At 51.2% G+C, this 23,433-nt stretch carries 21 protein-coding genes and 2 tRNA genes; 9 read left to right on the forward strand and 14 right to left on the reverse strand.

Going from position 1 to position 23,433, the window contains the following annotated elements:
- Nucleotides 1–323 precede the first annotated feature (323 nt).
- From RN22_RS11355 to RN22_RS11410, 12 genes are read right to left on the reverse strand one after another with little or no spacing between them, the layout of a single operon-like run.
- The gene (locus tag RN22_RS11355) at nt 324–2,015 is read right to left on the reverse strand and encodes a SpoIIE family protein phosphatase (protein ID WP_046304363.1); all 1,692 of its coding nucleotides are present in this window, start codon (nt 2,013–2,015) and stop codon (nt 324–326) included.
- Nucleotides 2,016–2,036: 21 nt separating this feature from the next.
- The gene (locus RN22_RS11360; RefSeq protein ID WP_002537468.1) at nt 2,037–2,336 is read right to left on the reverse strand and encodes an STAS domain-containing protein; all 300 of its coding nucleotides are present in this window, start codon (nt 2,334–2,336) and stop codon (nt 2,037–2,039) included.
- 8 nt (nt 2,337–2,344) lie between these two features.
- Nucleotides 2,345–3,517, reverse strand: coding sequence for a methyl-accepting chemotaxis protein (locus tag RN22_RS11365; RefSeq protein ID WP_046304364.1), 1,173 nt, complete (start codon nt 3,515–3,517; stop codon nt 2,345–2,347).
- Nucleotides 3,510–4,553, reverse strand: a complete 1,044-nt coding sequence (locus RN22_RS11370; RefSeq protein ID WP_046304365.1) for a chemotaxis response regulator protein-glutamate methylesterase — start codon at nt 4,551–4,553, stop codon at nt 3,510–3,512. Before RN22_RS11370 ends, RN22_RS11365 begins: the two co-directional genes overlap by 8 nt.
- Nucleotides 4,553–5,200, reverse strand: a complete 648-nt coding sequence (locus tag RN22_RS11375; protein WP_039849735.1) for a chemotaxis protein CheD — start codon at nt 5,198–5,200, stop codon at nt 4,553–4,555. Before RN22_RS11375 ends, RN22_RS11370 begins: the two co-directional genes overlap by 1 nt.
- Before the next feature lie 59 nt (nt 5,201–5,259).
- Entirely contained in the window at nt 5,260–6,111 is an 852-nt protein-coding gene (locus tag RN22_RS11380; protein ID WP_046304366.1) for a protein-glutamate O-methyltransferase CheR, read from the reverse strand.
- Nucleotides 6,112–6,113: 2 nt separating this feature from the next.
- On the reverse strand, nt 6,114–8,501 hold the full coding sequence (aer2, locus tag RN22_RS11385; protein WP_046304367.1) for an aerotaxis transducer Aer2: 2,388 nt from the start codon (nt 8,499–8,501) through the stop codon (nt 6,114–6,116).
- Between the two features lie 5 nt (nt 8,502–8,506).
- Nucleotides 8,507–8,980: a chemotaxis protein CheW gene (locus tag RN22_RS11390; protein WP_046304368.1), complete on the reverse strand. Its 474-nt coding sequence runs from the start codon at nt 8,978–8,980 to the stop codon at nt 8,507–8,509.
- Between the two features lie 9 nt (nt 8,981–8,989).
- Nucleotides 8,990–9,496, reverse strand: coding sequence for a chemotaxis protein CheW (locus RN22_RS11395; protein WP_046304369.1), 507 nt, complete (start codon nt 9,494–9,496; stop codon nt 8,990–8,992).
- Nucleotides 9,497–9,505: 9 nt separating this feature from the next.
- Nucleotides 9,506–11,578, reverse strand: coding sequence for a chemotaxis protein CheA (locus RN22_RS11400; RefSeq protein ID WP_046304370.1), 2,073 nt, complete (start codon nt 11,576–11,578; stop codon nt 9,506–9,508).
- 22 nt (nt 11,579–11,600) lie between these two features.
- Nucleotides 11,601–11,960, reverse strand: coding sequence for a response regulator (locus RN22_RS11405; RefSeq protein WP_002537454.1), 360 nt, complete (start codon nt 11,958–11,960; stop codon nt 11,601–11,603).
- A gap of 31 nt (nt 11,961–11,991) precedes the next feature.
- Nucleotides 11,992–12,270: a lipid asymmetry maintenance protein MlaB gene (locus RN22_RS11410; protein WP_046304371.1), complete on the reverse strand. Its 279-nt coding sequence runs from the start codon at nt 12,268–12,270 to the stop codon at nt 11,992–11,994.
- Between the two features lie 359 nt (nt 12,271–12,629).
- Between RN22_RS11410 and RN22_RS11415 the strand changes: the two genes are divergently transcribed.
- Nucleotides 12,630–12,705, forward strand: a tRNA-Phe gene (locus tag RN22_RS11415).
- Nucleotides 12,706–12,777: 72 nt separating this feature from the next.
- Nucleotides 12,778–12,853: transfer RNA gene (locus RN22_RS11420), tRNA-Thr, on the forward strand.
- Nucleotides 12,854–12,954: 101 nt separating this feature from the next.
- On the opposite strand, the gene mrcB is transcribed toward RN22_RS11420, so the two are convergent.
- Nucleotides 12,955–15,300 carry a penicillin-binding protein 1B gene (gene mrcB / locus RN22_RS11425; protein ID WP_046304372.1) on the reverse strand — a complete coding sequence of 782 codons (2,346 nt, stop codon included), beginning with the start codon at nt 15,298–15,300 and terminating at the stop codon, nt 12,955–12,957.
- Nucleotides 15,301–15,310: 10 nt separating this feature from the next.
- The gene (gene hrpB / locus RN22_RS11430; protein ID WP_046304373.1) at nt 15,311–17,767 is read right to left on the reverse strand and encodes an ATP-dependent helicase HrpB; all 2,457 of its coding nucleotides are present in this window, start codon (nt 17,765–17,767) and stop codon (nt 15,311–15,313) included.
- Between the two features lie 13 nt (nt 17,768–17,780).
- On the opposite strand from hrpB, the gene thpR reads away from it, so the two are divergent.
- The 7 genes from thpR (at nt 17,781) to panB (ending at nt 23,433) form a co-directional block, all read left to right on the forward strand.
- Nucleotides 17,781–18,368: an RNA 2',3'-cyclic phosphodiesterase gene (thpR, locus tag RN22_RS11435; protein WP_046304374.1), complete on the forward strand. Its 588-nt coding sequence runs from the start codon at nt 17,781–17,783 to the stop codon at nt 18,366–18,368.
- Between the two features lie 30 nt (nt 18,369–18,398).
- A complete protein-coding gene (sfsA, locus tag RN22_RS11440) occupies nt 18,399–19,109 on the forward strand; it encodes a DNA/RNA nuclease SfsA (RefSeq protein ID WP_046304375.1) in 711 nt (236 codons plus the stop codon).
- Nucleotides 19,110–19,240: 131 nt separating this feature from the next.
- Complete coding sequence (gene dksA / locus RN22_RS11445; protein ID WP_002537446.1) at nt 19,241–19,690, forward strand: RNA polymerase-binding protein DksA; 450 nt, start codon at nt 19,241–19,243, stop codon at nt 19,688–19,690.
- A gap of 74 nt (nt 19,691–19,764) precedes the next feature.
- A complete protein-coding gene (gluQRS, locus tag RN22_RS11450; RefSeq protein WP_046304376.1) occupies nt 19,765–20,637 on the forward strand; it encodes a tRNA glutamyl-Q(34) synthetase GluQRS in 873 nt (290 codons plus the stop codon).
- Nucleotides 20,638–20,705: 68 nt separating this feature from the next.
- A complete protein-coding gene (gene pcnB / locus RN22_RS11455) occupies nt 20,706–22,109 on the forward strand; it encodes a polynucleotide adenylyltransferase PcnB (protein ID WP_082111398.1) in 1,404 nt (467 codons plus the stop codon).
- A complete protein-coding gene (folK, locus tag RN22_RS11460; protein WP_046304378.1) occupies nt 22,106–22,588 on the forward strand; it encodes a 2-amino-4-hydroxy-6-hydroxymethyldihydropteridine diphosphokinase in 483 nt (160 codons plus the stop codon). The genes pcnB and folK overlap by 4 nt, the downstream gene beginning before the upstream one ends.
- 50 nt (nt 22,589–22,638) lie before the next feature.
- A complete protein-coding gene (panB, locus tag RN22_RS11465) occupies nt 22,639–23,433 on the forward strand; it encodes a 3-methyl-2-oxobutanoate hydroxymethyltransferase (RefSeq protein WP_002537440.1) in 795 nt (264 codons plus the stop codon).

A 23,433-nucleotide genomic window follows, 5' to 3' on the forward strand; every position in this document is an offset into this window, starting at 1 on the left:
CCTGCGCGGCCCGGTTCAGTCCAGCAGGGGGAGCCACTTAAAAAGCCTAAACTAGGCGTCCCCGACGAAAGACTGGGCTTTTTTCGTCTGTACGTTGGCGAATTGCACCAAAATGTCGCTGACGGAAGGCCGCCCCACCTGCGCGGCCCAGTTCAAGTCCAGCAGGGGGAGCCACTTAAGAAGCCTAAACTAGGCGTCCCCGACGAAAGACTGGCTTTTTTAGTCTAGCTATTGGTGTTTTGTTTGCCCTCGTCAGACTGACCCAATAAAAAAGCCTGCTTGTGATAGCAGGCTTTATCGTCTCAGTTTTACCCTTCTGACGTTTAAGCGTTGTATTCCATGCCCGCTGATAAACGGAATGTGCCACGCGCGGTGCGTCCTTCATCAAGATAGGAAAAGTCTTCGCACAGCTCTGTGACCAAGGCTATTCCCCGGCCACAGCGGGCAACTGAGTCTTCGAGCGTGCTGTCACTTTCTTCGTAATAGAAGCCTTCCCCGTTGTGCGATACGTAAAAAGTAAGTTCACGCTTAACCGGATTAAACGAAATCCCCACTTCCATAAAAGCGAAGCTGTCTAACGCATCAAGACGGGACTGACGCTCGATGTAGTAATCCAGAAAACCTTCATCATCGACTTTTAGATCAGAGGCCAGTTTCAGCAGGCCATGTTCCAACGCATTATTGGCAAGCTCCGACATGATGGTACACATCAAATCCAGATCGATATTGCTTCCCAGCGTGCCTTTGAGCATGCGGCGGATTTCTCCCACCAGATTGACCTTTCTAAGCTCATTGGCACCAAAGTAAACCGTTAGCTGAGCGGGAGAGCGTCTGTCGTAAAAGTCCGGGTCGCCTGGCTGCAATTCAACGCGACTGAAAATAGGGGCTGTCATTTCAAGCATCGACATATCATCCCCGACACCACCACCTTTGGTGAAATTGCCCACATGGTCGCGCGTGACGTCGATGATGCTTGGCATGTTGTCTGAAAAGATCGCTTCCAGGCCTTCTTCGCCCAGCTCTCTACCGTCAGCATCGCGCGCTTCTATGACACCATCAGTGAAGAAAAACAGCTTATCCCCTTCATCCAAACGCAGCGCGACGAGATTGGCTTCAAACTCATCAGAGTCCATCGCCCCCAGCGCCATATGCGCAGATGGCAGCCTCGCCTTGATGTCACCATGTTTATCGAGCAGGTAGCCGTCTGGCATTCCCCCACCCCACCAATTCACCTCGAGCCCATTGGCAGACACTTCGAGCAAATTAGCGGCGACCAACATGCCGGGAGGAAGAAACTTTTTCAGCGTTTCATTCATTTCTTTCACGATGTCGCCCAGAGCGAAACCGTGTTTAGTCATGGCAAAAAACGCCTTGGTGGCAGGAATGGTCGAAATAGCGGCAGGTAGGCCATGGCCGGTCGCATCCGCGAGCATGGCATAAATGCCACCCTGAGGTCTTGGCGTGACCAGCACAACATCACCGTTGAAGTTGGTGAACGAGCTGGTATAAAACTCAACCCCTTCCGCTTCCTGATAACAGGCCTGCATCAGGTTACTGAAGATGGTTTCCGCCATGGTGTGCTCATACAGGGTATGCGCCTGAAAATGCTTGAGCTTATCACGCTGTTCAGAAACCTCGTTATACAAACGAATGTTACGGCAGTGGGCGCGAACTTTGGCCACAATGGTAGTGCGGCTGACCGGCTTGGTCAGGAAGTCATCCCCCAGCGTCATACAACGGTTGAAGGCATCGTTATCCGTAATCCCGGTCAAAAACACAATCGGCAAGTACTGGGATTTGTAACGCATGCGGATTTGCTTGGCCGCTTCAAACCCATCCATCACTGGCATCAGAACATCCATAATGACCAGATTGGGCAGCTCGTCGAGCGACTCCAGCATATCCAATGCCATCTGACCGTTATCCGCGATCAGCAACTCTTCAAATTCATCCTTGAGTACGTGCTCAAGGAAGCATTGCAGCGAGACTTCGTCTTCAACAATTAACGCTTTCACCCGCCACCTCCGAAAATCGAATTACTCGATGATAAATTTCTTTTCGAAACGGGCGATCACCAACACACGTTTTATCTGTGGCATGGTGTTGATCAGGCGGATATCGCCTTCCTTTTTATTGAGGAAGCTTTGCATATTCAGCAGCATGCCAAGTCCCGCACTGTCAATGTATTCGGTACCGCGAAAATCGACCACGATATCCTTGCCCTGACAATCGGTGTAGGCATCCCGAAACTCCTGTACAACGCTGAAGTCAAATTGCCCGTTAACATGGATTACGACTGACTTGCCGTCATTTTTTTCTTCACGACTGATGGCCATAGTGTCTCCTAAAACAATTCGATGTCGCCTTCATCTGCAGACATTTGTTTTGCCGGTGCTCGCTCCGCTGAGCCAGCCATTTCTTCGATATCGTCGACTGCTTGGTGCAGCGCGACCCAATCCACATTGCCAGACTCCAGGCTCGCCATGATGAGGGCGTTCAGGTCTTCCAGAATGTGGAGGTTGTTCAATACGTGTTGACCCTGCTGTGACACGATGTCCGCGAACTGCAGGCCCTGAATACTCTTCGATACTTCAGCACGCACCGCATCACCCTGTTCAGTCATCTTGCCAATCTCCAGCGTGACCTGGTGATTGACTTCCTGGACCCCTTTTAAGAGGGATTCAATGCGTGTTTTAGATTCAATTGATGTCGTCATATCAAGGGTGGCAATCTCACCCACAATTGCGCTGGTCTGTTTCACCGTGTCTTGCGCAAGGTTGATGTCGCGGTGGATTTGGCTGTTGAGTGACGTCGCACGGTTTGCCAAATCGCGAACCTCTGCCGCCACCACACCAAAACCTCTGCCTAACTCACCTGCACGGGCTGCCTCAATCGCCGCATTCAACGCCAGCAGGTTGGTTTGGTCAGACATCGCCTGCACCTGATCAAGTAGACCGAACACCGCCTGCAGTTTTTCCGACATGTCATGAATGCAGTGAATCGCCGTAATGGACTTCTCTGATACCTGCACCAAAAGATCAATGTACTGGTCGATAGCCTGCTCGGTTTCAGGCAACACTTTGGCTAGGTTGAATTCACTTTCCTGATTGTTCAGAAGATCTGTCACCATGTGTTTTGCCAGAGTGGATTGCTCTCCTACCGCTCGCTCCATACCAAAGAAGCTGGAGTTCAGATTGTGCACAGAGTCGTTGATCACTTCCTGCTGCCTGTCGAGTTGCTCCCGAATCGGGATCAATTCAATATTCAGGATGCTGTGAATCTTGCGCAGAATAGCCGTTGATTCATAGGAGACACTATTGTCATCCTGCGGTATCTCAACGGCAGGCTCTGCCTCAACGCGCTCCACCTTCCCACCTTGTTTGACCAACAACAACACAGCCAAAGACACAATGACCGCTGCAGATATCGTTAACGGTGTCTGTGCAATGACCAACGGATAACAACCCGCTGCAATGCCCAATAATGCGATGAACCATCTAACGCTTTTTCTACCCATATACTTTGCCTACCAGGTACGTCGCGACTTTTTCTAACGGCAGCACTTGTTGTGCTGCTTCTATTTCTACTGCTGCCTTTGGCATGCCCCAAACCACTGAGCTTTTTTCATCCTGCGCAACAGTCACCGCACCGGCATGTCGCATTTCCAACATGCCCTGAGCGCCATCTTTGCCCATGCCTGTAAGCAGAATCGACAGCGCGCGGCTACCTGCTGCTTCCGCCACAGAGGAAAACATCACATCAACAGACGGCTTATGGCGCTGCACTGGCTCACCATCATTTCTCACGCAGTAGTAGCGACCAGAGCGTTTAACGACCTGCATGTGAAAATCACCGGGTGCGACATACACCCGCCCGTTTACAAGCGGCGCTTTATCAGAGGAAAGTTCTTCAACATGGAGCTTGGAGGCACGGTTAAGCCGCTCGGCAAAAGATTTACTGAACACCGCTTTGATGTGCTGGGTGATAACAATCGGCGGCATCATTTCGGGCAAAGCTTCCAGAACATGCCGGATAGCTTCTGTCCCGCCTGTTGAAGCACCAATAGCAATAATGTCGAAGTCTGAATCGAGTTGACGGCCAGAAACACTGATCTGTCCTTGGTTGCGGTGTGTGGCGCCAGCAATGTTAGCCGTTGCCGCCATTTTCACTTTCTCAATGACCAGTTGACGGTAGTTACCCATCTCTGCGGCCACGTTTTCTGTCGGTTTGGGAAAATAATCCACTGCTCCCAAATCAAGCGCTGCCAGCGTGGCATCTGCTCCATGTTGGGTAAGTGTGGATATCATCACTACCGGCATAGGATGAAGACGCATCAGGTTACGCAAAAATTGCACGCCATCCATCTTGGGCATTTCAATGTCCAAGGTGATCACATCTGGTTTGAGTTTTTTGATTTTTTCCCGCGCTTCATAAGGGTCAACCGCGGAACCCACCACCTCAAGTTGAGGATCTGAATCGATAATTTCACTGAGCAATGCTCTAAATACGGCAGAGTCATCGACAATCAGTACTCTATGTACTTTTTTTCCCATTAGAAAAGCTCCGCACTGTCGTCATCATCTCGTTTCGCCTCATTGACCAGGCGACGTTTATAGCTGATCTCTTCTGCTTCTACCTCTGCACGATATCCACGCAATTTTTTGACCCAGGCTTTTCCAGTGATCGGATCGAAAACCACCTTTCGTGGAAACTCGCTGCCCAAATCCTCTCCTGCCAGATTCAGGCCTTCGTTTTTCACATAATTTCGGATGAACTCAATGTTCTTCTCACCCACATTGGCTTGCTTGCCCGTCCCCATTACCATGCCACCGCCAAAGAGCTTTACCCGTAGTCGGCTTTTAACAGCACCCTGCTGGATCAAGGTGTTTATCAAAAGCTCCATGGCATAGTTGCCATATCGCGCAGCATTGGAGCGCCATTGAGTCGGATCCCATCCCTCAATATTGTCGGCATCCCCAAACGGCAACATAAAGTGATTCATTCCCCCAAGTTCGATGAAGGGATCCCACACACACGCAGAGATGCAGGATCCCAGCCCGGTCGAGATCAATTCACGCTCGGTCGTGACATACACTTCACCGGGCTGAATCTTTACCATCATCATTTGCTTACCGGGGTGATAAAAACGCCTCGCCCCTGCCCCAATCGGACAACCGGTAAGCTCCAAAATCTTGTGCATAGGGAGCGCTACTCGATATTAATGCTGCTAGGGTCTATTGACCTTTGGTGATCTTGAAGTCAGGGTTTGCGAAACATGGTTTGACCCAGGTTTTCAAACCGGCTTCCCATCTGTCCGATGCTTTCTGAGTGACCGATAAATAAAATGCCGCCGCTGGCGAGCTTTTCCCAATAACGCTCTATCAGCTTCTGCTGAACATCTTTCTCAAAATAAATCATGACATTACGGCAAAATATGGCATCAAGCGGGCCTTTATGGGGCCAGTTCCCCATCAGATTCAATTGCTTGAACGTAATGGCCTGTTGCAACAAGGGCTTTACTTTCAAAAGCTCCTGTTTCTTGCCTTTACCGCGAATGAATCCATGCTTAAGCATTAGGTCGGGGATGGCTTTCATCGCCTCAATGCCGTACGTCCCGTTTCTCGCCACTTCGAGCACTTGCGTGTCGAGGTCCGTTGCCAGAATCTTGCAATCATAATTGGGCGTTAACACACCACATGCCGCTAATGTTGACGCGATGGTGTAAGGCTCTTCACCAGTTGAGCAGCCTGCCGACCAAATCCGGATACGGCGCTTTTTCTGCTGCTGCCACTCTGGCACCATGGTGTTCACTATGTAATCAAAGTGATGCTTCTCGCGAAAGAACTGGGTTTTATTGGTCGTGAGGGCGTTGATAAACGCCACCCGCTCATCAAGGTCATTTTCCACCCGGTAGAAATAATCCTTGAAGTTGTCCAACCCGGTTCGACGGAGTCTGCGCGCCAACCTACCGTAGACCATCGAAGTTTTACGCTCAGAGAGAGAAATTCCCGTCTCCCTGAGCATAAAGTCCTGAATGAACTTGAAGTCCTTATCAGTAAACTCAAACTCGCGCTGCTCTTCGATTTGGCTCAGCGCCTGAATGGCGTTCACTGTTAGAATTCCTCCCAGTCATCTTCATCTGACATTGACGATGCAGCAGGCGTTGGCGCATTCACCGCCTTTTTCACCGGTGCAGGCGCAGGTGCTCTCGGCGCCGCAGGTGCACTACCCGTGAAGCTTTTGATCGGTTCTTTGCTGACGCCGAAGCCCGTTTTGCTGCTGTCGACCTGGAAGAAACCAATAAGATTGAGAAGCTCACTGCCCTCGTCACGGAGCGACTGGCTCGCCGCAGAGGCTTCTTCCACCAATGCTGCATTTTGCTGGGTCATCTCATCCATCTTGACCACGGCTTTCGATATTTCATCGATACCCGTCGCTTGCTCCTGACTTGCGGAATTGATCTTGCCAATCAAGGTGCTGACTTCACCGACAGCGTCCACGATCTCGTTGAGCATTTCGCCGGACTCATCCACCAGCCTTGAGCCCTCGGATACTTTCTCGACGCTGTCTTTAATGAGGTCTTTGATTTCTTTCGCTGCCCCCGCGCTTCGTTGTGCGAGGTTACGAACTTCACCTGCAACTACCGCAAAGCCCCGCCCCTGTTCACCGGCTCGGGCCGCTTCTACCGCTGCGTTCAATGCCAGCAGGTTGGTCTGGAAGGCAATTTCATCAATCACGCTGATGATGTCGGAGATGCGTTTGCTTGCCTTGTTAATCTCACCCATCGCCTGCACGGTCTGTTTCACCACTTCACCGCCTTTCTGAGCTTTGGTGCTGGCATCTTGCGACAGGCGGTTAGCAGAATTGGCGCTTTCTGCATTTTGCTTCACGGTTGAGGTCATCTCTTCCATGCTGGCTGCCGTCTGCTCAAGGCTTGCAGCCTGCTCTTCAGTACGCTCGCTCAGGTCTGAGTTACCTTCTGCAATTTCACCGGAAGCCGACGCCACACGCGCTGAAGAAGCCGTGATTTTTTCCACCATGTCGCGAAGGTTAGTGATGGAGGTATTCACTGCATCACTCAGTTGGGCAAAGTCGCCTTTATAGTCTTCCGGCATGTTCACTTTGAGGTTACCGGTCGACACTTGGGACATGACGTCCTTGCAGTTATTCAGCGGCGAAGCCATAGAGTCGAGCAGGCCGTTTATGCCCTCACTGAGGTTCGCCATAAAGCCGCTGTATTTTGAAGTATCGATGCGGGAGTCAAGGCGCCCTTCAGAAGCAGCTTCAATCAGCCCCTGAACATCGCGCTGACCTGCCATTTGCTCAGTGATGTCTTCCCATTGCAGAGCAGGACCAATGTAGTTTCCTGCAGCGTCATACATCGCAATACAGGTCAGGGTGAACTCAAGCTCACCGACCTTGATGTCTGCGGTGTACGGCAAGCGATCTGGGTTACCGATAATGCCCCGTTGGTGCGCCGGGTTCTTATGGAAGATATCGATATTTTTACCCACCAAGTTGTCGGCCTGAAAACCCGGGAAAATACCGCGCAAGTCGCTTTCGCGACTGCGTAGCAGGTTCTTCAATGCAGGGTTGTAGTAGGTAATATTGCCGTCTTTGTCCGCCATCATGATGTTAGTGGTCATGCCTTCAACAGCAGAGACTAAACGGCCAACTTCCACTTCACGTTCACGCTCAGCGGTCACATCGCGCCACTCAAGGCTGTTACCGATGTAATTGCCACTGGCATCCACAATAGCTGCCACGTTCAGTTCGATGACGATGCCAGCAACCTGAATATCGGTTTTATAGGGCAGGTTATTGGGGTCAGAAAGCAGCTGGCGCTGGTGAGCCGGATTTTTGTGGAATTCGTCAATGCAGCGTCCCATTAACCAATCTCTGGTCGCCATAAAGCCAGGCCAGACTTGTTTGAATGACGCTTGATGAGTTTCGAACAACCTGACAGTTTCTTCGTTGATGTAAGTAATGGCGAAGTCTCGGTCAATAAGCACCATCGCCGTCAGTGATTGATCAATCGCCGCTTGCAATTGGGCGCGCTCATTGTCCGCTTTCAGATCCTCGGTAATATCATCCCACTCAAGCGTATTACCAATGTAATCGCCTTTGTCGTCAGTGACCGCTCCCACCACAAGGCGAAGTGTCACATCTTCTACCTGAATGTTGGTTTCATAGGGCAAGTTCGCCGGGTTCGAAAGCATCTGGCGTTGGTGAGCCGGATTGGAATGGAACATGTCGATGCAGGTTCCCTCAATCCAGTCTTTGTCCGCACGAAAGCTTGGCCATTTCGATCGGAAAAGAGCTTCATGCATTTTCAACAACTCCACCGATTTGTTGTTGACATAGAAGACCTTAAAATCACGATCAACCATCATCAGTGCGGTCTGCGCTGTATCCAGTGCGGACACGATGTGTGCCTTTAAACCCTGATCTTTTTGTGTGTTTTCAGCTGCAGCTGTTTGCTCTTTCTTCCACCACGACATAATTGTTATTCCTCGCTAACCAGATCTGGCTGCGTTACTTCATGCAACTCGTCAAAATCGAACAGTTTTTCTAAACGGATTAACACCACATGCTTACCATCAACTGAGGCGATACCTTCGATGTACCGCTCATCGATTTTCACAAAGCCGGGTGCAGACTTTATTTGGCTCGCTGAAAGCTGATAAACCTCAGCAACCGCATCCACAATGACACCAAGGGACTGGCCTTTGGCATTTCGCACAATCACCACAACGGTGGTTTTGCTGAGCACGGACGGCTCCATGCTGAAACGCTGCCTGAGATCCACAATGGGGATGTATTCCCCACGCAGTTCAAGCACGCCCAACAGATAGCTTTCGCTATTCGGGAGCTTTCGGACTTCTGACCATCCGCGCACTTCTTTCACATCAAGGATGTTCAATCCATATTCTTCTTCATCAATGAGGAAGCTGAGGTATTCCATAACGTCTTCTGACATAACCCCTCCTTAATGCACCAGGTTGTCGATATCGAGCAGCGCATCCACATCCAGGAGGCTCATCACCTGCGCATCCACATTCAGTAAGCCGCTGACAAACGGCATCACAACAGAGTCACCGATAGGTGGGATCAGGTTATTGTTTCCCATGTCGATCACGTCCGACACGGCATCAACAACAATCCCCATCATGCGATGGCCTGCGTTTTCACCCGCTTTGAGGATCAGCACCACGGTCGTGGGCAGATACTCCACTTTGCCGATATTGAAGCGCACACGGAGATCCATAATCGGCACGATCATTCCGCGAAGGTTGATCACGCCGAGAATAAATTCGGGAGCGCGTGGAATGAGTGTGGGTGATTCCCAAACGCGAATCTCTTCGACAGTTTGGATGTCAACGCCATACAACTCATGGGCGAGATCAAAGCTCAGGAAGTCAGAACCTTGCAGTCTGTCCTCACTTTCCATCACGCCTTCTTTACTCTCTGCTACAGCCAGGGCTTGCTCGCTCATTTGCTCCTCCTAAGCCGCAATATGGTTGTTGGCGTCACCGACGCGACTCAGGAACCCCGTCATCAACCCCTGCACATCCAGGATGAGGGAAACGGAACCGTCACCAAGAATCGTCGCCCCCGAGATCCCGTTGACACGGGTGTAGTTAGACTCGAGGCTCTTGATCACCACCTGTTGCTGCCCAAGCATTTCGTCGAGTAGCAGACCAATTCGGTTGCCACCCGCTTCCACCAGACACAACAATTGCTTGTCGAGCGCGCCCGACTCACCAAGGCAAAATTCTTCTTTCAGGCGAAGGATGGGAATGTTTTCGTCCCGTAGGCGATAGAGTTCAACGCCACCGGTCGCGACTTTGACGCGATCCGATTCGATCTGGATGGATTCGATAATCGAAATCAGTGGGACGACAAACACCTGATCAGCCAGTTTGACCAATTGACCATCAAGAATAGCCAGCGTCAGTGGTAGACTGATGCGGAACACGCTGCCTTCATCAGGCTTGGAATCCACTTCAATGTGGCCGCCAAGATCTTCGATATTACGTTTCACCACATCCATCCCGACACCACGGCCAGAGACATCAGAGACCACCTCTGCCGTGGAGAAGCCCGGCGCGAAGATCAGGTTGTACACTTGGTGATCGGAAAGATCGTCAATCGACGTATCGGCATGCAACAAGCCTTTCTCGATGGCTTTCTTCCACACTCTTACTTTATTCAGACCGGCACCGTCATCACGCACTTCGATGACGATGGATCCGCCCTGATGGTAGGCGTAAAGATTGACGCGCCCTGTTTCGGATTTCCCTTTAGAGGCGCGTACATCCGGCGCTTCCAAACCATGGTCAACCGCGTTACGCACCAAGTGAACTAATGGGTCTGTGATTCGCTCCAGCACGGTCTTATCGAGTTCTGTTTGCTCACCTTCGATGATCAATTCAACGTTCTTACCCAACTGGGAAGACAGATCACGGATAAGGCGTGGAAAGCGGTTAAACGCAAAGCTGATGGGCAGCATGCGGATGTTCAACACACTCTCTTGCAGCTCTTTAGTGTTTTGCAGCAGTTGATCCAACCCTGCTTGCAGACGTTCAAGTTTACTTTCAGAAAAATTCTGGCTGAGCTCAGTGAGCATGGACTGTGTGATAACAAGCTCACCAACGAGGTTGATGAGATTATCGACCTTGTCGATCTCTACACGGATGGAGGAAACTGCATCGGCTTTGGATGCTTGTGCTTTCGCAGGCGCTTTTGGTTTGGCTGCGGCCGCTGGTTCTGGCGAGTTTTCTGCTGGTGCAGCCGTAGATTCAGTGCTTGCCTGCTCAACAGCAGGCTCTTCCGCTTTAACGCCTTCCGCCTGAGTGATTTCCAAATCACATTCGTCTTCTACCCATTCAAAGATTTCTTCAATCTGATCACGGGTGATGACGCTATCGACGGTGATTTTCCAGCTGAGATAGCACATCTCAGGCTCAATTTCACCGAGGGTCGGCAACTTGTCCTGAATACACTCGATAATACAGTCAGCACCAAGGTCGAACATCTCACGAAGGATTCGAACCGGATCGTTGCCTGAGAAAAACATCTCTTTGTGAGGCTGGAAAAATACGACCCAATCGCCTGCGCCACCACACTGCTCGGTCGTTGGCTCTTCCGCTTCAGTTGCAGGGGTTGCACTACCGGAAGACGTGCCACCATTAAGCAACTCGTTCAATTGGTCGGTCAGTGCGTCTCTTAAAACGTGGTCGAAGTCTGTATCAGTTTCATAAGCCACCAGCATGCTGTTGATGCAATCGCCCCCTTTGAGGAGCAAATCAATAGTGGCAGCATCAAGACGACGTTTCCCTTCCCTGGCTTCGTCGAGCAATGTCTCCATGACATGAGTAAACTGGCTGATCTCATTGAGATTAAAGGTCGCACCACCGCCTTTTATCGAGTGAGCAGCCCGGAAAATAGTGTTGATAATATCAAGATCAACGTCTGCATCCGGGTCAAGGGCAAGCAGCTCACGCTCCAGGACTTCAAGGTTCTCACGACACTCCTCATAGAAAATCCGGCGCAGTTGGTCCATGTCCAAAGCCATAGCGATCTCCTTGGTGGAACACTTAAATAACGCGTTGTAGGGTCTTCAACAGAGTGTCAGGGTTGAACGGCTTAACAATCCAGCCAGTAGCGCCGGCAGATTTACCCATACTCTTTTTCTCTGCCGACGTTTCAGTGGTCAGCATCAGAATCGGTGTGAATTTATATTGCGGTACAGCACGTACCTGACGGACAAATTCCAGTCCATCCATGTTTGGCATGTTGACGTCGGAGATAATGACATCGTATTGGCCCGACTTGGCTTTTTGCAGCGCTTCAGCGCCGTCGTTGGCGGTTTCTACCTGATAGCCCGCTTCTTTGAGCGTGTGGCTTACCATTTGACGAATAGATACAGAATCGTCCGCAGCTAGAATTTTTCGCATACTGTCACCCTGATTGAACTACCTGAAAAACTTACTCAGCAAAATCGACCAAACCTAACGGCTCAACCAACCCTAATGTTTTTGCTGCTCCCACCAATTCACCGGACGCGCCTTCCCACTTCCAACTGATTGATTGGTTGTGGCAAAGGTTTCTGGCGGTAAGTAGGAGTTGTAATCCTGGTGCATCAACACGTGATACTTCGCTACCATCGATCAGCAAGCTGTCTGACTTCTCTAATTCGGCTTGCAGGCGATCTTTTAGGCCCATCACCTGTGTAATGTCTAGTTGTTCCCCCAATGAGAATCCCATCGCAGAATTCCCTCCCCTAACAATTGACTTACGTCGAAAAGTTTTATGTACCACTAAGTGTAGCAATAATGGGAAAAATGAAAGTTTTTTAACCAATTGGATTTATAGTGCGACATTCGGTAAGAATCCTGACACTTTGACCAGAAGTCCTGTCATTTTCAAAACCGGAGTCCCTGTTTAAGTCCACACAGACCTGCCGGATATAACTGATAAGCTCATCACAACACTGTGAAAACTGGTCAAACCTGAATCAGCCTGATTTAAATCGCATCGAATCAGGTAAAAAAGCAGCAATCGAACAATTTGGGTGAGAAATTATTTTGACAAGAACCCAGCTCTGCTATTTAATGGCGCCCGTTGCCTCGATAGCTCAGTCGGTAGAGCAGGGGATTGAAAATCCCCGTGTCGGTGGTTCGATTCCGCCTCGAGGCACCATATTTCAGCAATCGATAATTCGGTTGCAAGGAAATGTGGCTCAGTAAGAAGCAACGTTTCCACGGTTTGTGTGCCGGCTTAGCTCAGTTGGTAGAGCAACTGACTTGTAATCAGTAGGTCACCAGTTCGACTCCGGTAGCCGGCACCATCTAAAACAAAAAAGCCTCGTCATTGACGAGGCTTTTTTGTATCTGCAATTTATCACCAGTCAAAAGAAAAGGCTGAACGCTCGTCCAACCCCTTCTGGATTTAATTAAATATCGATTGCAGCCACCCAACGGGATCGGGCTTGTCACACCGCTTGCGCCAATGACCTTTCGGGTCCCACATTGGCAACTTACTCTCGCTGAAGCAATCCGTCACAAACTGCCCTTCCCTGACCTGATACGGCACGCTGGCAAGTTCAGAAGGCCAGTTAAGCGTCAAAGGCTCAGGTTGCCTTGCTTTGATGTAATCCGCGTACAAACGTAAAGCACCGGATGAGCCGGTCAGTTTGGTCGACTTGTTATCGTCGCGGCCTAGCCAGACCGTGACCACTTCCCGACCATCAATGCCGACATACCAGCTGTCACGGTTGTTGTCTGTGGTGCCTGTTTTGCCCGCAAGACCTGCCCAGCCAAAAGAAGGGTTGAGATAGCGCCCTGTGCCCGTTCTTACCACTTCCTTCATCGCGTACATGGTCAGCCAGCTTGCCTGCTCGGAGACTGTCTGGCTCGACTTTGGCCAATTGCGGTAAAGCACCTGACCATCACGGGTAACGACTGCACGCAACGCTGTTAAATCAGCTTTCCGTCCACCACTGCCGATAGTCTGGAACATTTGCGTGACTTCCATCGGCGTCAGGGTAAATGCCCCAAGAAGCAATGACGGCACACGGGTGATTTGGTCGGGGTCGACACCCAGTTCTTCGTAGGTATCAATCACCGTTCCCAAGCCCACTGCGAGACCAAGGTTAACCGTCGGAATGTTGTAGGAATGCGCCAGCGCTTTGAGCAAGGGCACCTGCCCACGGAATTTTCGGTCGTAGTTGCGTGGCTTCCACTCGCTGCCCTGATCGCCTTTCAACACAATGGGTTTATCATCCAATGGTGACGCCAGATTGTATTTGTCAGGATCAGACAATGCCGCAAGATACACAGCCGGTTTGGAAAGCGAGCCAATCTGTCGGCTGCCATTGAGTGCCCGGTTAAAACCAGCATAACCAGGGCGGCTGCCTCCGACCATGGCACGAATCTCCCCACTTTGGCGGTCTGCAATCACCACTGCCGCTTCCAGATCTTTTCCGGCAACTTTCTTCAGTTGATCCACCTTCTTAACCACGGTTTTATCGATGATCGACTGAGACAAAGGATCCAGCGTACTGAACACGCGAAGACCACTCTCCGGGTTAAATTGGCTGCCAACTCGCTCGCGGATTTCGCGGGTCAGTTGTTCAAAGTAAGCAGGCTGCCTGCTGTTAATGCTTGGTGATTTCTGAATGCCAAGCTTGCGCCCCGCAGCTTCTGCGTATTGACCAGAAGAGATAACGCCACTTTCCATCATCATGCGAAGAATAAGATCACGCCTTTCCTGCACACGCTCTGGATAACGCCAAGGGTTGTAGTACGAAGGGCCTTTAACGATACCCACCAGCAACGCCAACTGATCAATACTGAGCTCTTCAATTGGACGACCAAAGTAAAGGCGCGCTCCTAAAGGGAAACCATGGACGCCCTTGCCGCGCGCCTGACCCAGATACACTTCGTTCAGGTAGGCCTCGAGAAGCCGGTCTTTGCTGTAGCGATAGTCCAGCAGCACGGCGATATAAGCTTCCTGCGCTTTACGCCACAAGGTGCGGTCGCGGGTGAGAAACAGGTTTTTCGCCAGCTGTTGGGTGAGAGTTGAACCCCCCTGCACCGTTCGGCCTGCTTTGAGGTTGACCACCAATGCACGGGCAATCGCAAGGGGAGATACGCCATCATGGTGATAGAAGTTTCTGTCTTCCGTGGTCAGTAGCGCATCAACTAGAAACTCAGGGAATCGTTCACGAGGCAGGAAGATACGCTGCTCATCCGTGTTCGACTCCATGGTGCCCAACAGCTTGGGTTCAATTCGTAGATAACCCAGTTGCTTACCACTGTCGAGCTGCTTCAGGCTTTGCACGCCTTCCCCAGAAAAGGAGATCATCACGTGTTGCGCCTGCTCCGGCCCGTCTTCAAACTCAAAAGGACGACGAATAATCTCGACGCGGGTTTTCGATGCGGAATACTCACCCGGCCGGCTTGGATTGCGCACACGCTTATAGTTGAGGATGTCGAGCTCGCGCTTCAGGGTATCAATGGTAACGGCCTCTCCGGGTGCAAGATGCAGAATGCGTCCATATACCACGGCAGGCAGCTGCCAGATTTGTCCGTCAAAGCGCTCCTGGATTTTGCTATCCAGATAAATCCCCCAAATCGCCATGACTGCCACAAAAACCAGCGTGCATTTAAAGCCAAAGGAGAGCAGTTTTCTGCCCCAGCCCTTTTTCGCCGGAGCCGTTTTCTTCTTGCCACCACGCGGGCTCGCCGTTTTGCGTCGCGTGCGGGGTTTGGTGTTCTTAGTTTCTTTTGTCATGAAGTCTGGTTCAGGCTTCCGGTTTAAAGTGTTTTTTAGTTAATCGTGTCGGCTGATGATTTGCTGGATCATCTGGCCACACATGTTTCGGGTAGCGCCCTTTCATTTCTTTCTGCACTTCGCGGTAAGCACCTTGCCAGAACCCTGCCAAGTCTTGCGTAATTTGCAGCGGCCTCTGTGCCGGGCTCAATAGCTCCACCACCAGAGTCACTTTGCCATCGGCGATAGTCGGTGATGTCGCCTGACCATACATTTCCTGCATTCTGACCGCCAAGACCGGTTTTTGTCCCTGTTGGTAGCGAATAGCGTATCGCGAGCCTGTTGGTACTTCGTAAGTTTCCGGCAGCAGTTGGTTAAGCTGTTTGGTGATGTCCCAGCCAAACCAAGCTTCCAGTGCACTGAAGAAGTCGATTTTCTTCAAATCCTTCAAGCTACGAATACCGTTCATAAACGGTGCCAGCCAATCGTCGAGCGATCCCAACAGCGCAGATTCATCAAGCGGAGGCAGCGAAATGGCTAATTCCCAGCTTTGCGCACATCGCGCCCGGTTCAAAAGGCTTACCGCTTTGTCTGACATCGGTAATGATGTTTCGCCTTTTCGCTTAATCGCCCGAATCAGCGCGCGGGTCAGCATGTCATCACTTAATCGTGCTATCGCTTTTTTAGCGACAACGATGTCACCGCAGCAAAGGTGTTCCTCAGCGACCAACGCGCCTTTCTTTTCGTCCCAGTCTACCCATTCGCGTTCAGAAAACAGTGAAGGCAAACGGGTTTGCAACGTTGAAAAATCCGTACGCACTGCGGTAAAAATGCGGCTATCACCCTGCGCCACACTCATTAAGTCCACCGCAATTAACGCTTCTTCCCCTGAGAGTGGATGATCGGCATCGACTTGCGCCCCATGGCCATTGCTCAATAAGAATCGACCATTGTTGCCGCGGGACTTGGCAATCCGATCCGGCCACGCTGCAGCAGCAAGTATCGGCAACCAGTCACCGGATAAATCCTCCGACAGTGTGCACTTCATTCTCGCAGCCAATTGCGCGGCACGCTGGCGGCAGGTCGGCTTTTTCATTGCTATCATCAATTGAAGGTGCAAATCAGGGTCGGCTTTGCCTCGCGGTGGCTCTTCTGCCCATGCTGCCAACCAGCAGGCTGTGGAAGTGGCTTCCTCACCAAACACCTTTGCCGCTATAAGCATTGCACCAAGACGGGCATCTGTTCCCAGCTCAGTCACCTGCTTGCCTTTGTGCGTCAGCGCATTGTGTTCATCGAGAATATCCAGCTGTCGCAATAGGGTAACGGCTTGCTGCCAATGTTGGGTCGGCGGAAGGTCAAGCCATTGCAAATCTTCTGGCGCACAGCCCCACTGCACGATTTCCAGCACCAGTTGCATCAAGTCATTGGTAACGATTTCTGGATCTGGAACCGCCCGCATCCGCTGGAACGAGTCTTCACTGTAAAGACGAAGACAAAGGCCCGCTGATAAGCGACCTGCCCGCCCCATCCGTTGAATCGCAGACGAGCGCGCAATCTGCACCGTTTCGAGCTTGGTGATGCCAGTTTTGCGGTTAAAGCGCGCCACGCGTTCAAGTCCTGAATCCACCACCAAGCGAATGCCTTCAATCGTCAAACTGGTTTCAGCAATGTTGGTTGCAAGTACCACCTTACGTTGGCCTTTCGATGCTGGTGCGATCGCCGCTTGTTGTTCTTTAGCATTCATCTGACCAAACAGCGGACAAACCATCACACCATCCGGTACTTTCATTTCCAAAGTTTCTGCGACGCGGGTGATTTCTCCTGCGCCAGGCAAGAACACCAGCGCTGAGCCCTCTTCTTCCTGCATCAATTTCGCAACGGCAGACGCCACTAAACCCTCATAGCCGTATTGTTTCGCAATCGGCTGATAACGCACTTCAACCGGAAAGCTTCGGCCTTCGGACGTCAGTACCCTGGCTTCAGGTAGCAGGGTCGTTAGCGCTGCATCGTCCAGTGTCGCTGACATCACCAATAAGGTTAAATCATCACGAAGCGCGCCCTGTACATCCAAAGAGAGCGCCAGCGCAAGATCCGCATGAAGGTTGCGCTCATGGAATTCATCGAAGATCACCAAACTCACACCGTCGAGTTCTGGGTCAGATTGGATCATTCTTGTCAGTACGCCTTCAGTGACGATCTCAAGGCGGGTTTTGTCACTGACACGGGTTTCTCCACGCACACGTAAACCTATCGTCTCGCCTACTTTCTCACCGCGCTGGGAAGCAAGAAAGCGGGCAATGTTTCTTGCCGCCAGACGACGGGGTTCCAGCAGGATGATTTTTCCTTCGAAGACATTTTTCTCCAGCAGCGCCTGCGGCAATCTTGTCGATTTACCTGCCCCCGGCGGCGCTTTAAGAATCACTTGCGAAGATTGGGTCAGTGCGGAGATCACGTCATCTAAGACGCTGTCGATAGGGAGCTGTGACAATGGAAAGGCCTTTATGTCAGAATTACGCGAACAGTATACCCAAATCACGCAAGGATGCAGGACGTTGAGCAAGGAAACGCGCAGACTCTTCTTCGCTTTGGATTTGAGCGACACGCACAACGCCAACAGCCGCAGCGCCATTGTTGCGCTCAAGCAAACGCTGGCCGAGCACGGTCGGCCCGTTCCCGATGATAACCTCCATATTACCCTGGCCTTTCTCGGCGAAGTCGACAGTCCTACCTATCGCTCGCTGTGTGAGGTTGCAGACAAAATATCGCTTCCGGCTATCTCAACCCAAACCACAGAAACCGGCGAATTCCCCAAACAGGGTATCCTCTGGCTGGGAGTTGAGGAGAATGCCACGTTAAGCACATTGGCCTGCCAGCTGCATGAGGCTGCCGCCAAGATCTTAGGTCGCTCTGCAGAACATCGCTTCGTGCCGCACATCACCTTAGCGCGCCGAGCCAGACCGACAGAAAACCGACGTTCTCTCCGAACGCCAATCACTTTTTATCACTTCGGTATTTATGCATCAGTACCGGCTGAAAATGGGCACGGCGTACATTATCAATGCCTGAATCGTTGGACATTAACCCGTTGATGTTCGTCGGTATATTTATCAAGGACAACCATGAAATTTGACCCTCCACTGCAACCGGCCACCTTAATCCGTCGCTATAAACGTTTTCTTGCCGACGTGACATTGACGGATGGTTCTGAAGTCACCATGCACTGTGCGAACACAGGTGCCATGACAGGTTGCGCCACACCGGGGGATACCGTGTGGTATTCCACTTCTGACAACCCCAAGCGCAAATATGCCAACAGCTGGGAGCTGACAGAAACTCAACACGGGCACCTTATTTGCATCAATACTGCACAGGCTAATCGTCTGGTGGTGGAAGCGATCAAAGAGGCTGTGGTGGCGGAATTGCAGGGTTATGAAACCCTTCGTACCGAAGTACCGTATGGTGAAGAGAAGAGCCGTATCGACATCCTGCTTCAGTCACCGGACAAACAAGACTGCTATATAGAGGTGAAAAGTGTCACGTTGTTGGAAGAAGACGGACAAGGCTTCTTCCCGGATACTGTCACCACTCGGGGTCAGAAACACTTACGGGAATTGGGCGTGCTCGCCCAACAAGGAAAACGCGCGGTGCTGTTTTTTGCCGTGCTTCATTCTGGAATTGAGAAGGTGTCAGCGGCAAAACACATAGATGCGGTCTATAATCAGCTACTTATAGACGCTCAAGCACTTGGTGTGGAAATTCTGTGTTACCAAACGACACTTTCATCAGTCCATATGAGCATAAATAAACGGGTCCCGTTCTCCCAGAATTGAGAAAAAATGTAGACATCTTCACACTGGGATGACAAGAGGCAAAAACAAAGATTGCCTCGTTATAGGGTTTCTGATATAGATACCGCCCTCTTTTGACCGAGCAGGTCAGGGTGTATTTAGGAGAACGCTTAATGCCAGAGAGCAAAGTTAAAAAATCGCTGGGCATCCTGGCTACGGCCGGGTTAGAACCTTACCAAGAGAAGGCTGGCGAGGAGTACATGAATGATCAACAAGTTGATCATTTCCGTAAAATCCTCCAAGCGTGGCGTAATCAGCTTAGGGAAGAAGTTGACCGTACTGTACATCACATGCAAGACGAAGCGGCTAATTTCCCTGATCCTGTTGACCGTGCGGCACAGGAAGAAGAATTCAGCCTGGAATTGCGTAACCGCGACCGCGAACGCAAGCTGATCAAGAAGATCGACAAAACCCTTCAGCGTCTGGAAGACGATGATTTCGGTTTCTGTGATTCTTGTGGTGTTGAAATCGGTGTACGTCGCCTTGAAGCCCGTCCTACTGCGGATCTATGTATTGACTGCAAAACCCTTGCGGAAATCAAAGAAAAGCAAATGGCAGGCTAAGCCTACCGCTTTACCGAGATTCATGGCAAAAAGGGAGCTACGGCTCCCTTTTTCCTTTTTCAGAGAAACAGAAAATGCAATACGTCGGGCGATTCGCCCCTTCGCCATCAGGCCCTCTACACTTTGGGTCCTTAGTGGCAGCGCTGGGAAGCTACCTTCAGGCCAAAGCCCATCAAGGTAAATGGTTGGTTCGTATCGAAGATATCGATCCGCCACGGGAAGTCGCCGGGGCGGCTGATGCCATTTTCAAAACACTGGACGCCTACGGCCTTCATTGGGATGACGGCATCCTTTACCAGCATGACCGCTATGATGCCTATCAAGCGCAGATCGAGCACTGGCTAAGAAACGGTGAAGCCTACTTCTGTCAATGCACCCGACGCCAGATAAAAGACGCCGGTGGCATTTACCTTGGCACTTGCCGGCAACGGACACTGGACGCTGAGGGTTCTGCCGTTCGAGTCTGCATTGATAGCCCGGTGACAGAGTTTGTTGATATCAAACATGGCGTGATGCCACTCGACGCTGCGATGGCGGCGGAAGATTTCATTATTAAGCGCCGTGATGGGCTTTATGCCTACAATCTGGCGGTGGTAATGGACGATATTCATCAAGGTGTCACAGAGGTCGTTCGTGGCGCGGATCTTATTGAGCCGACGGGAAGACAGGTTTCTCTTTATCAAAAACTGGGCGCACCTCAGGTGAGTTATTTACACTTGCCACTTGCACTCAACGCCGACGGTAATAAGCTTTCTAAGCAAAACCATGCACCGGCCATCGACAACACCCACCCAGGTCCCGCCCTTGAAGCTGCATTGGCATTTTTAGGGCACCCTGTTCCTGCTGAATTACAGAGGGCTCCGGTGGCAGAACTGCTCCTTTGGGGCGAGAAAAACTGGCAGATAAACAAGCTGCCAAATGAGACGGAAGTGATTACAGCTTTCTAAAATACGGAGCGGTGATATATCATATGCCGTCGTTTTTATGGCCCGACCTGTCAGATACGAGGTGAGTTATCTTTAATCGAGTTACCAGCTTTTGCCGTAAGGTATTGAATCGCGATAATAAAACACGCGCGATTGATGACCTGAAGCTAGAAGTTATTCCACGCCAAGAGCACGGTATATCAAGAAAAGATATCAGCGAAAATGCGCTGAAGGTGCTCTATCGCCTGAATAAAGCAGGCTTTGAAGCATACCTCGTTGGTGGTGGTGTGCGTGATTTGCTGCTTAATAAACAGCCAAAAGATTTCGATATCGCGACCAACGCGACGCCGGAAGAAGTGCGCAAGCTGTTCAGAAACTGCCGCCTGGTTGGCCGCCGTTTCCGTCTGGCACATATTCTCTTCGGTCGTGATGTGATTGAAGTGGCGACCTTCCGTGGTCACCACGGCGCTGATAAAGGTGATAAGTCCGCCAGCCAGTCGAATGACGGCATGCTGCTGCGAGACAACGTTTACGGCACCATCGATGAAGATGCAGAGCGCCGTGACTTCACCGTCAATGCCCTTTACTACAACATTGATGACTTCTCGGTACGCGATTATGCAGGCGGCGTTGAGGACCTGAAAAACCGCGTGATCCGCCTGATTGGCGATCCGGAAACCCGTTACCGTGAAGACCCGGTTCGTATGCTGCGTGCAGTGCGCTTTGCCGCGAAGCTCGACATGCAAATTAACGAAGCTACAGCCGCACCAATTCCTGCGCTGGCTCACCTGCTTCGTGATATTCCTGCCGCCCGTCTGTTTGAAGAAAGTCTCAAGCTTTTGCAATCCGGAAACGGTTTGGATACCTATCGCCTGCTGCGTGACTACAATCTCTTTTCGCCACTGTTCCCGATCCTTGATGAGCATTTCACCGAAGATCGCAGCAGTAAATGCGAGAAGATGTTGGAGCTGGTGCTGAGATCTACCGACGATCGCGTCGCCAATGACCAGCGCATCAATCCAGCCTTTATGTATGCCGCTATGCTGTGGTATCCACTGGAAACCCGCGCAGAAGAAATCGCCTTCGAAAGTGGCCTGAGCTACTACGACGCCTTTATGGTCGCGGCCAATGACATTCTGGATGAGCAAGTGAAGAGCATCGCGATCCCGCGCCGCTTCACTGCAATGATTCGCGATATCTGGCAATTACAGCTTCGCTTGAGTCGTCGTTCAGGTAACCGCGCTTACAAACTGCTGGAACAAAACAAGTTCCGCGCTGCGTTCGATTTCCTTGAAATGCGTGGCAAGATTGAAGGCGGACAACTGGAAGAGCTCGCCACCTGGTGGGATGACTTCCAAAGAGCGAATCGTGACGATCGCCATGACATGGTACAGGTGCTGAACAAGGCCAGCGCAGCGAAAAAGACCCGACGTCGCCGCAAAACCAAGCCTCGCAGCCGAAAGCCTAAACCGAAGTCGAATACAGAATCATGATCCGCGCTTACATTGCTATAGGCAGTAACTTAGGTAATCCGGTAGAGAAAGCCCAACATGCGATTGAGGCACTGAAACATCTACCGGGTACCCGCTTTGTCTGTACATCTTCGCTCTATAGCAGTAAGCCGATGGGTCCCGCCGACCAGCCCGATTATGTGAATGCGGTTGCAGCCATTGACACTGAGCTTCAACCGTTAGATCTTCTTGATCATACACAGCGCATTGAGCTGGAGTTCGGCCGCGAGCGTAAAGATGAACGCTGGGGACCACGAACTCTGGACTTGGATATCCTGCTGTATGGGGATCTCCAGCTGGAAAGTGAACGGTTAACCGTTCCACACTACGGGATGAAAGTGCGTGAATTCGTGCTTTACCCTCTCGCCGAAATAGCCCCTGACTTGCAGCTGCCTGATGGCAGTGCTGTCGCAGAGCTGGTCGCCGTCACGGATAAAAACGGCCTGACTGCCCTCGCGTAAGCACACTCGCCTAGGCACCGAAACAAAACAAGCAGGGTTTGGGAGACAAGATGAAAAAAATTACGATTAGTACCTTAATGGCATGGAAGCAGGAAGGACGTAAATTTGCTTCGGCAACTGCTTATGACGCCAGTTTTGCCCAATTGTTTGAAGAGCAGGAAATGCCTGTGTTGCTGGTTGGCGACTCACTAGGCATGGTTTTGCAAGGAAAGAGTGACACCCTTTCAGTCACGATTGACGAAATCGCTTATCACACGCGCAGTGTGCGTGCAGGGAGCCCAAACAGCCTTCTGATGGCCGACATGCCATTTATGTCATTTGCCACGCCAGAAGAAGCCTGCAAGAACGCAGCGGTTCTAATGCAAGCAGGCGCCAACATGGTGAAAGTGGAAGGCGGCGCTTGGCTGGCTGATACCATCACCATGCTGACTCAACGCGCTGTGCCTGTTTGTGCGCACCTTGGCCTGACCCCTCAATCCATTAATATCTTCGGTGGCTTTAAAATTCAGGGCCGCGAAGAGGAAAAAGCAGAGCAAATGGTTCAGGATGCACTCGCACTCGAAAAAGCCGGTGCTCAGGTTATCTTGCTGGAATGTGTGCCAAAAGCGCTGGCTGCGCGCATCACTGATGCTGTCCGTGTACCTGTCATTGGTATCGGTGCAGGTAATGCGACGGACGGCCAGATTCTGGTGATGCACGACATGTTCGGCATCTCTGCTAACTACATCCCACGTTTTTCCAAAAACTACCTGAAAGAAACGGGCGACATGCGTCTGGCTGTGTCCCGTTACATTGAAGAAGTGGCAAGCGGCGAGTTCCCTGGCCCAGAGCAGACGTTTAACTGA

Source organism: Grimontia sp. AD028, assembly GCF_000973155.1.
Classification (GTDB): Bacteria; Pseudomonadota; Gammaproteobacteria; order Enterobacterales; family Vibrionaceae; genus Enterovibrio; species Enterovibrio indicus.

Coding starts and splice junctions, on each gene's coding strand:
- gluQRS (WP_046304376.1), top strand. CDS start 19,765: ATGCAATACGTCGGGCGATTCGCCCCTTCGCCATCAGGCCCTCTACAC.
- RN22_RS11405 (WP_002537454.1), bottom strand. CDS start 11,960: ATGCGAAAAATTCTAGCTGCGGACGATTCTGTATCTATTCGTCAAATG.
- aer2 (WP_046304367.1), bottom strand. CDS start 8,501: ATGTCGTGGTGGAAGAAAGAGCAAACAGCTGCAGCTGAAAACACACAA.
- RN22_RS11410 (WP_046304371.1), bottom strand. CDS start 12,270: ATGGGATTCTCATTGGGGGAACAACTAGACATTACACAGGTGATGGGC.
- RN22_RS11365 (WP_046304364.1), bottom strand. CDS start 3,517: ATGGGTAGAAAAAGCGTTAGATGGTTCATCGCATTATTGGGCATTGCA.
- RN22_RS11400 (WP_046304370.1), bottom strand. CDS start 11,578: ATGGCTTTGGACATGGACCAACTGCGCCGGATTTTCTATGAGGAGTGT.
- RN22_RS11375 (WP_039849735.1), bottom strand. CDS start 5,200: ATGCACAAGATTTTGGAGCTTACCGGTTGTCCGATTGGGGCAGGGGCG.
- sfsA (WP_046304375.1), top strand. CDS start 18,399: ATGAAATTTGACCCTCCACTGCAACCGGCCACCTTAATCCGTCGCTAT.
- thpR (WP_046304374.1), top strand. CDS start 17,781: ATGTCAGAATTACGCGAACAGTATACCCAAATCACGCAAGGATGCAGG.
- panB (WP_002537440.1), top strand. CDS start 22,639: ATGAAAAAAATTACGATTAGTACCTTAATGGCATGGAAGCAGGAAGGA.
- RN22_RS11370 (WP_046304365.1), bottom strand. CDS start 4,553: ATGGGAAAAAAAGTACATAGAGTACTGATTGTCGATGACTCTGCCGTA.
- RN22_RS11360 (WP_002537468.1), bottom strand. CDS start 2,336: ATGGCCATCAGTCGTGAAGAAAAAAATGACGGCAAGTCAGTCGTAATC.
- mrcB (WP_046304372.1), bottom strand. CDS start 15,300: ATGACAAAAGAAACTAAGAACACCAAACCCCGCACGCGACGCAAAACG.
- folK (WP_046304378.1), top strand. CDS start 22,106: ATGATCCGCGCTTACATTGCTATAGGCAGTAACTTAGGTAATCCGGTA.
- dksA (WP_002537446.1), top strand. CDS start 19,241: ATGCCAGAGAGCAAAGTTAAAAAATCGCTGGGCATCCTGGCTACGGCC.
- RN22_RS11390 (WP_046304368.1), bottom strand. CDS start 8,980: ATGTCAGAAGACGTTATGGAATACCTCAGCTTCCTCATTGATGAAGAA.
- RN22_RS11395 (WP_046304369.1), bottom strand. CDS start 9,496: ATGAGCGAGCAAGCCCTGGCTGTAGCAGAGAGTAAAGAAGGCGTGATG.